The organism is Allohoeflea poritis (assembly GCF_027889715.1).
GTDB classification, from domain to species: Bacteria; Pseudomonadota; Alphaproteobacteria; order Rhizobiales; family Rhizobiaceae; genus Hoeflea_A; species Hoeflea_A poritis.
In genome coordinates this window covers 165,942-179,906 of sequence record NZ_JAPJZH010000005.1, presented here as the reverse complement: position 1 = coordinate 179,906, position 13,965 = coordinate 165,942, and the positions used below count along the sequence as shown (strand labels likewise).

The window sequence follows — 13,965 nt, the reverse complement described above, 5'->3', positions numbered from 1 at the left end:
TTAAACTCCTAAACTTAACGGGTATTGGAGCCGCTGCATGAAACGACGTCCCTCTGCCTTTGCCGCCATTCTTGTGCTGGTGTTTTCATTTGTTGCGTCCAAGGCGGGTTCAACGGAGGCGGCATGGGCACGGCTGGCGACCGGCGGCTATACGATCCTGCTGACGCACGCCCTCGCGCCGGGTGTGGGCGATCCACCTTTTTTCGAGCTCGACGACTGCACGACCCAGCGCAATCTTTCCGATCGCGGACGCCAGCAGGCGCGCCGGCGCGGCGTTCGTTTTGCGGCGCGCGCGGTATCGATTTCCCGGATCTATTCCAGCCAGTGGTGCCGCACGCTTGAAACGGCGCAGAACGCCTTCCGCGATGTCGAGGCCGAACCGCTGGAGGCGCTCGACCTCGTCGAGGACGATCCGGACCTGCTTGCCAAGAGGAATGAAGAGGTTATCGAGATCATCCGCCAGTTTCGCGGGCCGGGCAATCAGGTCATGGTCACCCACCCGGAGAATGTCGAGGCACTGACCGGCATCCTTCCGCGGCAGGGAGAGGCGGTTATCGTCGCACCGGCGCGCAACAGCGGTTCGGAAGGGCCGGCGCTGGAGGTAGCCGCCCGCCTCCTGCTGGACTAGTTCCGGCTGTGCAAGCCAAGCCGTCATTAGGCAAAATCTCCATAGCCGTGCCGGAAGCTGGCGTCGTTGGGAGCGAAACGCGCACCGCCTTCGCCATAGGCAGGATGCGACTGCCAGGGCGCGGCCTCGGCGTCGGTCAGAGCGTTCAAATCGTTCATATAGTCAACTGACTCACCGCCGAGACCGGCGCGGACAAGATCCCAGTCCGGGAACTGCGCGAAAGCGTCGAGCCAGATCGCCCGTCCGGCAAGATAGCCCGACGCGCCGGCGCGGTAGGCGTGGGTCAGGATGTTGCGGAACTGCGGCTTGCCGGCGCCCGCCGACAGCATCACCCAGGGACGGCCGGCCAGACGGCCCATCTCGTCATAGACCTTCTGGACCGCCTCCCAGCCGTCATTGCCGACGCCGGGCACATCGTCCGCATTGACCGGGCTTTCCAGCTTGAAGACATCGACGCCGTAATCCGCGCCGGCAAATTCCTCGACGGAGGCCAGCACGTCGTCGGCCTTCTTGCCCTGCAATTCGATATAGTCGGTCGTCTGGTGCGCGTCGCTCGACAGCGGATAGACCAGCAACTCGAACAGGAACGGAATGTCGTAGCGCGCGCAGGCCTCGCCGATGCGCTTGACAAAATCCTTCTGATGCCCATTGACCGAAGCCGATGCATCCGGCCGGTACCAGGCCAGCACCTTGACCGCATCGCCGCCCATGCGCTTGATCTTGGCCACCGACCAGTCATCGATCTCCGATGACAGGCGGCCGCCGGACGTCTCTTCAAAAAGCGAATCCTCGAGCGTGACGATCAGTCCCTTTGTCGGAGACAGGAATTCAATACCGCGCGGGACGGCGTAGTGCGGATCGAGCAACATCGCCGAGGATTGTTCCTGCAGCATTTCGATCAGCAGTGCCTTGAAGCGCGCCACATCGTCATAAGGCGCCTCATCCGCCCCGTAATGGGCGGCGATCGGGTTCTTGATCGGCGGACGCTGGTCGACAGCGGTCATCTTGAAGCGTCCGGCATCGTCGGCCATGCGCCGCAGGCCCCACAATTTACCCGGTGAAAGCTGCATCAGGAATTCTCCTTGAGGAATTGTTCAACGTCCCTTTCGGACGGCGTACCCATACGGCCGCCGAAACGGGTGCATTTGATCGCCGAGGCGGCGCTGGCGAAAACGATCGCCTGCTCTTCGCTCTTGCCCTGCGCCAATCCAAGCGCGAAGGCACCGTGCCAGATATCGCCGGCGCCCAGCGTGTCAACCACCGCGACCTCGAAAGCCGGCATATGCTTCATGGCGCCGCCCTCCAGCCAGTGGACACCTTCGGCGCCCTGCGTCACGCAGACCCAGGCGCCGGTTTCTTCGGCGGCGCGCTTCAGCGCTGTCCCGATGTCGTCGCCGCCGTCGAAATCCTGCAGGCCGGCGCGCGAAAAGGCGATATGCGTGGCGCTGCTCAGCGCTTCCTGGGCCTCGCGCACAGGCGCTTCGCCATCGATGACACCAGGCACGCCGCGCTGCCGGGCTGCCGCCATCGTCACCCGCGCACCGTCCGGCCAGCGCGTATCGGCAAGCGCCACGTCAAAGGAGGGCAATTCGAGCTTGTCCAGCCAGCTGCCGCCGGCATCGATATCGCGGTCGCGGAAATTGACAATGCTGCGTTCGCCCTGCGGGTCGACAAGCACCGACGAGTAGGACGATCGCCGGCCTTCGATCCGCTTGACCAGCGAACAGTCGACATCTTCCTTTTCCAGATCCGTAATGATCATGTCGCCGATAACGTCGTTGCCTAGCCGGGCGGCCAGCACCGCCTTTCCGCCAAGCCGCGCCACCGCGACCGCCGCATTGGCAGCGCAGCCGCCACCGACGATCGCCGCATCGCGCGCCCGGTGTTTTTCCGAGCGGGAAGGGGCTTCATCAAGCTGAAAAACGAAGTCGACGACGGCGGCGCCGGCAGCAAGAACAGTGGGCATGACGGAGTGGTTAGGTCTCCAGTTTTCGTGCAATCTATCAAGTCTTATATAATATACAAGACAACAGGAGCGCAAAATGCGCCGGGCGGAAAAAACCGCTCCTGAACAGTCAGTCGACCGGCAATCCGCTGGGCACGCTGTCCGGCCTGCCAAGCCGGCCCTTGACACTTTTGTCGCCCGTCAGCGCGTTCAGAAATGCGATAAGCTGCTGCACCTCCCGGTCCTCCAGGGCAACCGGCTCGATGTCAACCGCATTGCGCACACGCGCCCGTTCGCGCCTGTCCTGCAGCGGCGCGAAATCGGCTTCCGAAAGATGCTCGGCCGCCGGCAGCGATACCTGCTCGCGGCTCCAGCGATCGAACGCCGCCTGGGGATCGAGGTGATGCCGGACAATGCCCTCCAGCGTCTCATAGGCGCCGTTGTGGCCGTAGGGTCCCGTCAGGGCGCTGTTGCGCAGCGAAGGCGTGCGGAAACGATAGGCATCCTCAAGCCGGTCCGTCTCCACCATGCGCCCGACATCGCGCTGCATGAGGTCGAACATGCGGGTGCGGCCCGGCCCGAATTGCGGCAGGGCCAGCGCGTGGAACTCCTGGTCGGTGAACAGAGCGCCGCTGTGGCAGGATGAGCAGCCGCCCTGCCCGTAGAACAGATCCATCCCGGCTCGCGCTTCCTCGCTCAGCGCGCCCGGCTCGCCACTCAGATAGCGGTCGAACGGGCTGTCGTGGGAACGCCACTCGGAGTTGACAAAATCCCCGATCGCATTGCCGATATGCACGATCGTGATGTCCGCCGGGCCGCCCACGTCCGGGTAGGCGTCCGCGAACAAGGGTCCGTAGGCGGGAACGACGCTGACGCGTTTCGCAATCAGCCGCCACGCATGATCGATCCGGTCGTTGCGTGCGCCGGCGACGGCGTTTTCCTCGGAATGACCGGCCATTTCCGTTTCCGATGTGATCGGGAAAAGCGACTGCGCCGCCGCCAGGCTGTTCAGCCCCTGCGGCAGATATTCCTCCGCCGGCGAATTGAACCCATTGCCGTAAAGATCGTCGATGCTCAGCCGTCCGTCATGGAACAGATGGCGTATGTCCTTGTGACCGATATTGAACAGCGCCGGCGCATTGCGCGGCACCCTGCGGTCGATCCTGTCGCGGCCGGCGCCCGTTGTGCGCTCATCACCGATGCCCTCGCCGCCTTCGCCGACACCGAGCGCCAGCCCGTCCGCGCTGGCCAGGTCGTGATGGTGGCACGTGCCGCAGGAGATATTGCGGTTGCCGGACAGGACGGGGTCGTAAAACAGGAGCCGGCCGAGTGCCGCCTTCTTTTCGTCGAACGGAAGAAAATCTGCTTCCGACAGCGCCTGCGGCAGCGTTATCGCGTCGGCGAGCGCCAGCGCCGGACACCACCCCGCAACAAAGGCGCCGACAATCACGCAGACCTTGCCCATGCGCCGGCGGTTGCTATGCTTCGTTTTCAACATGGTATCCCTCCGGGACCGACACGAAGAGAGGACAAGAATATATGGGTTATTCGGCCAGGTTTGTTGCGGCGCTGATTTTTGCCGGTCTTGTTTGCGGCTCGCCGGCGCTTGCCGAGATAGAGACCGCCCGCGACCTGATGGAGGAAAGCCGTTTCGAGGAGGCGATGCAGGAACTGCTTCCGGCGGCCCGCTCGGGCAATGCCGACGCGGAAGAGCTGATCGGCATCATGTACGCCATGGGCCTTGGCGTGCCGCGCGACGATGTGCGTGCCTTCGAATGGTATCTGCGCTCGGCGATGAAGGGCCACCCGGGCGCCCAGTCGGGTGTCGGCTGGTACTACGAGATCGGCCGCGGCATGCCGGAGCCCGATCTGGTACGCGCCTATATGTGGTACGTGCTTTCGGCGATCGGCGGCGACCCCGATGCGGCGATCAGCCTTGAGGAGGTGGTCAAGAAAATGACGCCTGATCAGATTGAGCACGCGCAGATCCTCATCAACGACTACAAACCCTGGATGTATCCTTTTCGCTGACGGATCACATCCCGCTCAATGCGAGAGGCCGCACAACCGTGCGGCCTCTTCTTTCGTCGGTCCGATTCAGCCGGTGGCCGAAATCGGAAGAGTCCGCCTATTTGACATCCATTGCGGCATTGCCGTCAATTTTTGCTTCGGCACCGGCAGCCGCGTCGGTCAGGGCCGTGAATGCAGCATCGCCATTGTCGATATTGGCCTTGAACCACTCATAGACGGGGGCCGCAGCCTCCTTGAAAGCGGCTTTTTCCTCGGGCGTCGGCACGTAGAGGTCGCCGCCCTCGGCGACAAAGTCCGAATAGGCCTGAATGGATTTGCGCTTGGGCGAGGCGAATGTCGCCTGCTGCAGGGCGGCAAAGCCGTCGACAACGACACGGCGCATGTCTTCAGGCATCGACATAAAGGTGTCATTGCTCATCCACCACAGGGCGCCCATATAGGCGTGTCCGTCGAGGGTGACATATTTCAGGCCGGCATCCGGGAACTTCATGCCCATGATATCGGTGATGCCGTTCTTCGAGCCTTCGACCACGCCGGTCTGGAAAGAGGTGAAGAGCTCCGGCCACGGAATCGGGGTCGGAGACGCGCCGAGCGCCTTCACCAGTTCCTGCGGCAGGTCGGCGACCACGGTACGGATCTTCAGGCCTTCCATGTCGCCGGGTGCCTGAACGCGGCGCTTGGTGTTGGCGAAGTTGCGCCAGCCGCCGGTGTTGCCGATGGTCATCAGGCGGATGGTTCCGCCGGAATCATTGAGCGCCAGGTCGCGAATGGCGCGTGTGAACGTGCCTTCGCTCAACACTTCCTCGGCAATGCGGTCGTCGCGCAGCAGATAGGGAAGGTCGAGGACCTGCACGTAAGGGAAGATGCCCGAAGCGCCGCCGGAGGTCGAAATGTAGATGTCGATGGTACCGTCGGAAATGCCCTGCAGGCATTCCGCGCCGTTGGAGCAGAGCTGCGTTCCGATGAACAGCTCGACTTCGATGGCCCCGTTGGATGCCTTTTCGACATAGTCCTTGAAAACGATCAGACCGTCATAGTCCTCGTCGTTTTCGTTCGAATTGGCCGTCGCGCGCAGCTTGTAGTCCGCCGCTTCAGCAGCCGTCATGGCGCCATCCGTCAACGTGGACACGGCGGTCATCGACAGCCCGAGCGCAAAAGCGCCCAGAATATTTGCAGTCCTTTTCGCGATCATTTGGATCCTCCCGAAGTCAATCGCACGGCAAGTCTTATATAAGATAAAAGATTAAAGACTGGCATTCGCTTGTCAAGCGCGCAGACCCTGCCGCGCGCCTGGTGGTTCAATTTTCGCGGTTTCCGCCCCGCTTATTTGATGAAGCCGAAAAACTCCGGCACCGCCATGGAGATCCCCGGAATATAGGTTATGAGGAAGATCACCAGGATCTCCACCGCAAGGAACGGCAGGATCGTGCGGGCGATCGTTTCCACCTTCACGCCGGAGACGCTGGAGGCCACGAACAGCACCAGCCCCATGGGCGGCGTCGCCAGGCCGACGGTCAGGTTGACGCTCATGATGATGGCGAAATGCACGGGATGGACGCCAAGATCGGTGAAAATCGGCGCCAGGATCGGCCCCAGGATGATAATCGCCGGACCGGCATCCAGGAACATGCCCACAATGAACAGAAGCACATTGATGAGAAACAGCAGCAGATAGGGATTTTCCGTCAGATTCAGGATGAAAGCGGCCAGGATCTCCGGCGCGTGGCTGAGGCTGACCACGGTCTTGAAGGCCATCGCCGCGCCGACCAGCAGCAGCACGACGGATGTCGTCAGCGACGCCTTGATCAGCACCCGCGGCAGATCGGCCCAGACCATGGTCCGCAGGATGAACATCGACACGATGAACGCATAGACCGCCGCCACGGCCGCGGCTTCGGTCGGCGTGAAGACACCGGCAAGGATACCGCCGAGGATGATCACCGGGGTCATCAGCGGGAAGAATGCCCGCACAAACGACTGCCCTCGCTGACGGTAGGTGGCGCGCTCGGCCGCCGCGGGAAAATCGTTGGATTTCGCCAGATAGGCGGTCATCAGCATCAGCCCGACGCCGACCAGAACGCCGGGCACAATGCCGGCCAGGAAAAGCGCCGCCACCGACTCGCCCATGACATAGGCGTAGATGATCATGATGCCGGACGGCGGGATGATCGGCCCGATCACCGATGAGGCCGCCGTGATCGCCGCCGCGAATTTGCGCGTATAGCCGTTCTTCTCCATGGCCGGGATCAGCATCGATCCCAGGGCCGATGTGTCGGCCACCGCCGACCCGGAAAGGCCGGCAAACAGCATGGACGACAGAATGTTCACATGTGCCAGACCGCCGCGCAGATGCCCCATGAGCGACTGGCTGAACTCGACAATCCGCAGCGTGATGCCGCCCCGGTTCATCAGTTCGCCCGCCAGCATGAAGAACGGGATGGCCATCAGCGGAAAGGAATTCATGCCGTTGTAGACATTCTTGTAGAGCAACGCGAAGTCGCGCGGCTGATCGGCCAGCCACAGCAGGATCCCTGGCGCCGCGAGCAGAGCGAAGAACACCGGCAGGCCGATCATCAGGAAGATCAGGAACAGCGGAAGAAAGAAAAAAAGCATCTGGTCTACTCCGCTGTGATAACCAGGTGATCCTGGTCCGCAGGCACTTCAATGGACGGGTCGACAATACCGACGATCGTTTTCAGGGTGAGCTCGATATTGACCAGCAGCAGCAGGAATACGCCGACCAGCAGCGACATATACATCCACGCCTGCTTGGCACGGACGATGCCGTATCCCATGAAATCGAGTGACACTTTCAGCGTCTGCGAATCGAACCGCCATCCGGAATTGACGTGCTTGTAGCCGAGCTGCAGCGCAACAACGAGGACGGCGAGGCTGATCAGCAGCAGGATCAGGACGAGGATGTTGCCGAGACGCTTCGGCAGCATGTCATGGACCAGATCGATCGACACGAAGCCGCCCCAGCGATAGGCGCTCGGGGCGATGAGGCCGGTCATCCACAACATCAGGAAGCGCGCCGCTTCCTCCGACCAGGAAAGCGCGTCATTCAGCACGTAACGGAACACGACCTGGAGCACGATGATCAGCACCATCAGCCCCATGGCCACCCAGGCGATGTTGCGCCCGATGCGCAGGAGCATGGTGTTAACCCATGCCAGCGGTCTTATGATGGCAACGATGGCAGCCATGATCCTCCCCCGCATAATGCGTCCGCAGGCCGCTCGGATGTCATGTCCTCCCAAACGGGACATCGCCGCCGCAGAGTCTTATATAATATATATTAATGGGCCTTACTCTGAGCGCGCTGTCAAGCTGCCTGCACGCGCATCATTGCGCCCCGTTGCACCCGACCGGGTCATAATCATCTGAATTCGTTGCGAATTATTGCGTCAGCCGCGCGAGAAAATATAGTCGGTTTCCTGCCGCAAACGCTCACCGGGCCGCAGAATAGCGCTCGGAAATTGTGGATGATTGGGGGAATCGGGCCAAACCTGGCTCTCCATGCAAAAGCCGCCGAATGCGCCGTAGCGCCGCCCGTCAAGGCCAGCTACCGGAACATCGAGCTTGAAGCCCGTATAGAACTGAAGACCCGGCTCTCCCGTCCACACTTCCATGGCAACGCCCGAACTCAGACTGCGCACAAGCGCTACCGCGCGCTTCGGTCCGCGCCGGTCCGAAAGGCAGAAATTGTGGTCGTAGGCGAAGGGTGCACCGTTGTCGTCGAAACGAATTGGCCGCATCTCGGTGAAGTCGAACGCCGTGCCGTCGACGGACCGGACCTCTCCGGTCGGGATCAGCGTATCATCGACCGGCAGGTAGTGATCGGCGGCGATCATCGCCTCATGATCGAGAATATCGGCGCTGCCGTCGAGGTTGAAATAGCTGTGATGAGCAAGGTTGCACAGGGTCGGGCGGTCGGTCTCGGCCTCCAGTTCCACCGAGAGCACGCCTCCGGGTTTCAGGCGGTAGGTACAGCAAATGGAGCAGGTTCCGGGATAGCCCATATGGCCGTCCGGATCGCTGATTTCAAAGCGGCAATAATCCGCCCCGTAATCCGAGATGGACCATACGCGCTTGCCGATGCCGCGCGATCCGCCATGCAGATGGCTCACACCGTTCTCGTTGCGGTCGAGTTGATAATCGGCACCGTCGAGCCGGAACCGGCCATGGGCGATGCGGTTGGCATAGCGCCCTGCGGTGGCGCCGAAATAGGGCGAATGGGCCGGATAGTGCGCAAAGTCCTCGAAACCGAGAACCAGCGGCACTTCATGCCCCTCCAGGCGCAGATCCCGGATACCGGCGCTCCAGCTCATCAGGTCGGCCGTCAAACCGCCGCCGCTGATGGTCAGGCTGTGAACGTCCTGCCCGTCATCCGTCGTCCCGAACAGCCTTGGTTCAACCGTCATCGCGAAAGCTCGCGGGTTGCCGATTCCAGCCCGGCCAGGGTCAAGGGATACATGCGTTCGGAAAAGATTTCCCGGATCAATCCGATGGAATGGGTATAGCCCCAATGCTTCTCAAGCGTCGGATTGATCCACACGACCTTGCCGAAATGATCGAGGACGCGGCGCAGCCAGACCTCGCCGGCTTCCTCGTTCCAGTGCTCGACCGCACCGCCCGGATAGACGATCTCGTATGGGCTCATCGACGCATCGCCGACAAAGATGACCCGGTAATCGGAACCGTAGGTGCGTAAAACCTCGTAGGTCGGCAAAACCTCGCTGTGGCGGCGCCGGTTGTCCTTCCACACGCCCTCATAGAGGCAGTTGTGGAAGTAGTAATATTCCATGTGCTTGAACTCGGTGCGGACCGCCGAGAACAGCTCCTCGACGACCTTGATATGGCCGTCCATCGAGCCGCCCACATCGAAGAACATCAAAAGCTTGATGGCGTTGTGCCTTTCGGGCCGCGTCTGCACGTCGAGATAGCCATGCTCGGCGGTCGAGCGGATGGTGCCGTTAAGGTCGAGTTCCTCGTCCGCCCCGGCGCGGATCCAGCGCCGCAGCCGCTTCAGCGCCACCTTGATGTTGCGGGTGCCGAGTTCAACCGAATCGTCGAAATTGCGGAACTCGCGCTTGTCCCAGACCTTGACCGCGCTCCGGTTGCGGCTGCCGTCCTGGCCAATGCGTATGCCTTCCGGGTTGTAACCGTAAGCGCCGAAGGGCGAGGTCCCGGCGGTGCCGATCCACTTGCTGCCGCCCTGGTGCCGGCCCTTCTGCTCCTCCAGGCGCTTCTTCAGCGTTTCCATCAGCTTGTCGAAACCGCCGAGGCTTTCGATCAGCGCCTTTTCCTCTTCGCTCAGATGCTTCTCGGCAAGTTTGCGCAGCCACTCTTCCGGCAGTTCGACCGCTTCCGGCCCGGCCTCGCCCGAGACCGCCTCGACGCCGCGGAAGACCTGCGAGAAGATCTGGTCGAACCGGTCGATGAAACGTTCGTCCTTGATCATGGCCGAGCGCGCCAGATAGTAAAATCCCTCGACGTCATAGGGCACAAGACGCGCATCCATGCCTTCCAGAAGCGTCAGATATTCGCGCAGCGAAACAGGGATCTTTGCCGCTTTCAGCTCCAGAAAGAAGGGTATGAACATGCGCGTCTCCCTTTCCGGCTCTAGCCCCTGTCCGACCCGATCAGCGACATATCGTAGTGAGTCGACTGATAAAGCGCATTGATCCAGTTGCCGAACAGCAGATGCGCATGGCTGCGCCACCGGTTCTGCGGCTCGTTGCGCGGATCGTCCTCAGGGAAGTAATTGTGCGGGATGTGGATCGGCTTTCCCTGCGAGACATCGCGCTGATACTCCTCGGCGAGCGAAAAGGAATCATATTCGATGTGATTGAAGATGTAGAGGCGGTTGCAGAACGCCTCGTGCACCAGGCACACACCCGTCTCGTCCGACTTCATCAGCACCTCAAGCCCCGAGGCCGGATCGATGTCGCTGTCGCGCACTTCCGTCCAGCGGGACACCGGAATCTGGAAATCATCCGAGAAGCCGTTGAGATAGGGCGACGCCGGATTGAGATTGTGGTGTCGGTAGACCCCGAAAGCCTTCTCGTTCAGCGAATATTTCGGCACGCCGTGGAAATGGTGGATGGCCGCCATCGCGCCCCAGCAGACATTCAGGCTGGAATGCACATTGTGCACCGTCCAGTCGAGGATACTGGTCATCTCGTCCCAATAGGCGACCTCCTCGAACTCAAGCAGTTCGATCGGCGCCCCGGTGATGATGAAACCGTCGAACTTGCGGTGCTTGATCTCGTCCCAGGTGTGATAGAACGCCAGCAGGTGTTCCTCCGGCGTGTTCTTGGCCTTGTGGCCGCCAATGCGCACGAGCGTCAGTTCCACCTGCAGCGGCGTCGCGCCGAGCAGCCGCGCCATCTGCACCTCGGTGCGGATCTTGTTGGGCATCAGATTGAGCAGCCCGATCTGCAGCGGCCGGATGTCCTGGCGGATCGCGGCGGTCTCCGTCATGACCGTCACGCCCTCTGCTTCAAGCGTTTTTCGCGCGGGCAACTGGTCTGGAATCTTGATGGGCATGGAACTGTCGATCTGATTGCATGGACTTCATGGAAAACGGAGTACGTTTTTATCAGGCGCCGTCGCGCCGTGCCATGAATGCCAGACGTTCGAACAGGTGCACATCCTGCTCGTTCTTCAGCAAAGCACCATGCAATCGGGGCAGTGCGTTCTTGGCGCTGCCGCGCAGGTCGGCGGGCGCGACATCGTCCGAGACAAGCAGCCGGATCCAGTCCAGCGCCTCGGATGTGGACGGCTTCTTCTTCAGCCCTGGCACGTCGCGGATCTCGTAGAACTGCGTCAACGCCGCGCTCACCAGCTCCTGCTTGATGCCCGGATAGTGCACGTCGACGATCTTCTGCAGCGTCGTCGCATCCGGAAACTTGATGTAGTGGAAGAAACAGCGGCGCAGGAAAGCGTCCGGAAGTTCCTTCTCATTGTTCGATGTGATGATGACGACGGGCCGCTGCACGGCCTTCACCGTCTCGCCGGTCTCGTAGACAAAGAACTCCATCTTGTCGAGTTCCTGCAGCAGATCGTTCGGGAACTCGATATCGGCCTTGTCGATCTCGTCGATCAGAAGGACCACCTTCTCCTGCGCGGCGAAGGCGTCCCAGAGCTTTCCGCGCTTGATGTAGTTGCGCACATCGTTGACCCGGTCGTCGCCGAGCTGGCTGTCACGCAGGCGCGAGACGGCGTCATATTCATAAAGGCCCTGCTGCGCCTTGGTCGTCGACTTGATGTGCCATTCGATCAGGTCCAGACCGAGCGCCGAGGCCACCTGCTTGGCAAGCTCGGTCTTGCCCGTACCCGGCTCGCCCTTGACCAGCAGCGGCCGCTCCAGGGTGATCGCCGCATTGACCGCGACCTTTAGGTCTTTTTCCGCAATATAGGCGCTTGTGCCTTCAAACTGCATATTTTTGTCTCTCGCATGATTTCGCCGGGACATTAGGCGGGTTTTGTTCAAATGGGAACAGTTCTTGCGAAGCGTTACGCCGGAACTGGCTCAGGACGCATCTTTTTCAAGTTCCTCGCGCAGCATTTCCAGCTCCAGCCACTCCTCTTCCATGGCCGTAATGCGCGCGCGCAGGCCCGACAGCTCATCCGCCAGGCGCTGGAAACCGTCCGGATCGCGGGAAAACAGATCCGCATCGGCCATGCGGGCTTCCAATGCTTCCGCTCTTGTCTCGGCCTCCTGCAATTTCTGCGGCAGCGTCTCGAGCGCGAATTTCTGCTTGTAGGAAAGCTTGTTCCTTGGCGGCGGCGCTTTCGCATTCTTTGCGGCCGCCGCCTTTTCGCGTTTCGGTTTTTCGGCAGAAACCGTACCGGTCTGCTTATTCTGCGCGAGCATGTCGCTGTAGCCGCCGGCATAGACAATCCAGCGCCCGTCCGGTGCATCGGTGTTGGCCGGCGCGATGGTCGAGGTCACCGTGCGATCGAGGAAATCGCGGTCGTGGCTGACCAGGATCACGGTACCGGCGAAGCCGGAGACGATCTCCTGCAACAGATCCAGCGTTTCCATGTCGAGATCGTTGGTCGGCTCGTCGAGCACGATCAGGTTGGCGGGCTTCGCCAGGTTGCGGGCAAGGATCAGCCGCGCGCGCTCGCCGCCCGAAAGCTCGCGGATCGGGGTGCGCGCCTGTTCCGGCTGAAACAGGAAATCCTTCATGTAGCCGGTGACATGCCGCTGCTGACCGTCGACGATCAGCGAACTGCCGCGACCGTCCGTCAGGAAATGCTCCAGCGTCTCGTCCGGGTCGAGCGCCGAGCGCCGCTGGTCGAGCGTGGTGATTTCGAGATTGGCTCCCAGCCGCACCGTTCCGGCATCCGGTGCGAGTTCACCGGTCAGCAATTTAAGCAGCGTCGTCTTGCCGGCACCATTGGGACCGACCAGACCAATGCGGTCGCCGCGATGAATGCGCATCGAGAAATCCGCGACGATCTTGCGCCCGCCGAAGGATTTTTCGATGGTTTGCGCTTCGATGACCAGCTTGCCCGAATCGCGCGCCGTTGCGGCCGTGGCCTCGATCGTGCCCTCCGGCCCCCGATGGCCGCGAAAACGCGCCCGCATGTCCTTGAGTTCGGACAATCGTCGCATATTGCGCTTGCGCCGCGCCGTGACGCCGTATCGCAGCCAGTGCTCTTCGCGCACGATTGCGCGACCGAGCTTGTGCTGCTCGCGCTCCTCCTCTTCGAGGACCTTGTCGCGCCACGCCTCGAAACCCGCAAAGCCCTGGTCGAGGCGCCGGGCCATGCCCCGGTCAAGCCAGACGGTTGCGCGCGAGACATTTTCCAGGAAGCGCCGGTCATGGGAGATGACGACCAGAGCGCCACGGCCCCGCGCCAGCTCTTTCTCAAGCCATTCGATCGCCGGCAGGTCGAGATGGTTTGTCGGCTCGTCAAGCAGCAGCACGTCCGGCTGCGGCGCAAGCACGCGCACCAGCGCCGCACGGCGTGCCTCGCCGCCCGAGAGATTGTCCGGGTTCTCGTCGCCCGAAAGACCGAGATGCTCCAGAAGGTAGCTCACCCGGTGCGGATCGTCGCCCGGGCCGAGACCCGCCTCGGCATAGGCGCGGACGGTTGCGTGGCCCTCGAAATCGGGCACCTGCTCCAGATAGCGAACCGTCGTGGCCGGATGCGTGAACACGGTTCCTGCTTGCGGCTCGACAATGCCGGCGGCGATTTTCATCAGCGTCGATTTGCCCGATCCGTTGCGGCCGACCAGGCAGATACGGTCGCCGGCCTCGATCTGAAGCGCGGCGCCATCCAGCAACGGCGTGCCGCCGAATGTCAGATGGATATCGTCAAGCTTGAGGATCGGCGGCGCCAT

General features: G+C 61.8%; 13 protein-coding genes. 2 read left to right on the top strand and 11 right to left on the bottom strand.

The annotated features are described in order from the left end of the window. Positions 1-37 precede the first annotated feature (37 nt). On the top strand, positions 38-628 hold the full coding sequence (locus OOZ53_RS10150; RefSeq protein ID WP_271089396.1) for a histidine phosphatase family protein: 591 nt from the start codon (positions 38-40) through the stop codon (positions 626-628). Positions 629-654: 26 nt separating this feature from the next. Here the strand turns inward: OOZ53_RS10150 and OOZ53_RS10145 are convergent, their stop codons facing one another. The 3 genes from OOZ53_RS10145 to OOZ53_RS10135 form a co-directional block, all read right to left on the bottom strand. After that, positions 655-1,698 (bottom strand): tagatose 1,6-diphosphate aldolase, encoded by a 1,044-nt coding sequence (locus tag OOZ53_RS10145; RefSeq protein WP_271089395.1) that lies wholly within the window; start codon positions 1,696-1,698, stop codon positions 655-657. After that, positions 1,698-2,594, bottom strand: a complete 897-nt coding sequence (locus tag OOZ53_RS10140; protein ID WP_271089394.1) for a PfkB family carbohydrate kinase — start codon at positions 2,592-2,594, stop codon at positions 1,698-1,700. Before OOZ53_RS10140 ends, OOZ53_RS10145 begins: the two co-directional genes overlap by 1 nt. A gap of 109 nt (positions 2,595-2,703) precedes the next feature. After that, entirely contained in the window at positions 2,704-4,071 is a 1,368-nt protein-coding gene (locus tag OOZ53_RS10135) for a cytochrome-c peroxidase (protein ID WP_271089393.1), read from the bottom strand. Between the two features lie 41 nt (positions 4,072-4,112). Here OOZ53_RS10135 and OOZ53_RS10130 point away from each other — a divergent pair, with 41 nt between their 5' ends. Continuing rightward, complete coding sequence (locus OOZ53_RS10130) at positions 4,113-4,604, top strand: tetratricopeptide repeat protein (protein ID WP_271089391.1); 492 nt, start codon at positions 4,113-4,115, stop codon at positions 4,602-4,604. A gap of 97 nt (positions 4,605-4,701) precedes the next feature. Here OOZ53_RS10130 and dctP read toward each other — a convergent pair whose 3' ends face one another. The 8 genes from dctP to OOZ53_RS10090 all read right to left on the bottom strand — a co-directional run bounded on the left by dctP (position 4,702) and on the right by OOZ53_RS10090 (position 13,965). Beyond that, positions 4,702-5,742: a TRAP transporter substrate-binding protein DctP gene (dctP, locus tag OOZ53_RS10125; RefSeq protein ID WP_425499133.1), complete on the bottom strand. Its 1,041-nt coding sequence runs from the start codon at positions 5,740-5,742 to the stop codon at positions 4,702-4,704. 185 nt (positions 5,743-5,927) lie between these two features. Next, positions 5,928-7,217 (bottom strand): TRAP transporter large permease, encoded by a 1,290-nt coding sequence (locus OOZ53_RS10120; protein WP_271089390.1) that lies wholly within the window; start codon positions 7,215-7,217, stop codon positions 5,928-5,930. Positions 7,218-7,222: 5 nt separating this feature from the next. After that, positions 7,223-7,810 (bottom strand): TRAP transporter small permease, encoded by a 588-nt coding sequence (locus OOZ53_RS10115; protein WP_271089389.1) that lies wholly within the window; start codon positions 7,808-7,810, stop codon positions 7,223-7,225. Positions 7,811-8,011: 201 nt separating this feature from the next. Beyond that, positions 8,012-9,028: an aldose epimerase family protein gene (locus OOZ53_RS10110; protein ID WP_271089388.1), complete on the bottom strand. Its 1,017-nt coding sequence runs from the start codon at positions 9,026-9,028 to the stop codon at positions 8,012-8,014. Then, on the bottom strand, positions 9,025-10,209 hold the full coding sequence (locus OOZ53_RS10105; protein ID WP_271089386.1) for a vWA domain-containing protein: 1,185 nt from the start codon (positions 10,207-10,209) through the stop codon (positions 9,025-9,027). The genes OOZ53_RS10110 and OOZ53_RS10105 overlap by 4 nt, the downstream gene beginning before the upstream one ends. A 20-nt stretch (positions 10,210-10,229) precedes the next feature. After that, on the bottom strand, positions 10,230-11,156 hold the full coding sequence (gene metA, locus OOZ53_RS10100; RefSeq protein ID WP_271089385.1) for a homoserine O-acetyltransferase MetA: 927 nt from the start codon (positions 11,154-11,156) through the stop codon (positions 10,230-10,232). Between the two features lie 52 nt (positions 11,157-11,208). Next, positions 11,209-12,051 (bottom strand): AAA family ATPase, encoded by an 843-nt coding sequence (locus tag OOZ53_RS10095; RefSeq protein WP_271089384.1) that lies wholly within the window; start codon positions 12,049-12,051, stop codon positions 11,209-11,211. Between the two features lie 90 nt (positions 12,052-12,141). Beyond that, positions 12,142-13,965: an ABC-F family ATP-binding cassette domain-containing protein gene (locus OOZ53_RS10090; RefSeq protein WP_271089383.1), complete on the bottom strand. Its 1,824-nt coding sequence runs from the start codon at positions 13,963-13,965 to the stop codon at positions 12,142-12,144.

Coding starts and splice junctions, on each gene's coding strand:
- OOZ53_RS10150 (WP_271089396.1), top strand. CDS start 38: ATGAAACGACGTCCCTCTGCCTTTGCCGCCATTCTTGTGCTGGTGTTT.
- OOZ53_RS10145 (WP_271089395.1), bottom strand. CDS start 1,698: ATGCAGCTTTCACCGGGTAAATTGTGGGGCCTGCGGCGCATGGCCGAC.
- OOZ53_RS10140 (WP_271089394.1), bottom strand. CDS start 2,594: ATGCCCACTGTTCTTGCTGCCGGCGCCGCCGTCGTCGACTTCGTTTTT.
- OOZ53_RS10135 (WP_271089393.1), bottom strand. CDS start 4,071: ATGTTGAAAACGAAGCATAGCAACCGCCGGCGCATGGGCAAGGTCTGC.
- OOZ53_RS10130 (WP_271089391.1), top strand. CDS start 4,113: ATGGGTTATTCGGCCAGGTTTGTTGCGGCGCTGATTTTTGCCGGTCTT.
- dctP (WP_425499133.1), bottom strand. CDS start 5,742: ATGACCGCCGTGTCCACGTTGACGGATGGCGCCATGACGGCTGCTGAA.
- OOZ53_RS10120 (WP_271089390.1), bottom strand. CDS start 7,217: ATGCTTTTTTTCTTTCTTCCGCTGTTCCTGATCTTCCTGATGATCGGC.
- OOZ53_RS10115 (WP_271089389.1), bottom strand. CDS start 7,810: ATGGCTGCCATCGTTGCCATCATAAGACCGCTGGCATGGGTTAACACC.
- OOZ53_RS10110 (WP_271089388.1), bottom strand. CDS start 9,028: ATGACGGTTGAACCAAGGCTGTTCGGGACGACGGATGACGGGCAGGAC.
- OOZ53_RS10105 (WP_271089386.1), bottom strand. CDS start 10,209: ATGTTCATACCCTTCTTTCTGGAGCTGAAAGCGGCAAAGATCCCTGTT.
- metA (WP_271089385.1), bottom strand. CDS start 11,156: ATGCCCATCAAGATTCCAGACCAGTTGCCCGCGCGAAAAACGCTTGAA.
- OOZ53_RS10095 (WP_271089384.1), bottom strand. CDS start 12,051: ATGCAGTTTGAAGGCACAAGCGCCTATATTGCGGAAAAAGACCTAAAG.
- OOZ53_RS10090 (WP_271089383.1), bottom strand. CDS start 13,965: ATGGCGCCGCCGATCCTCAAGCTTGACGATATCCATCTGACATTCGGC.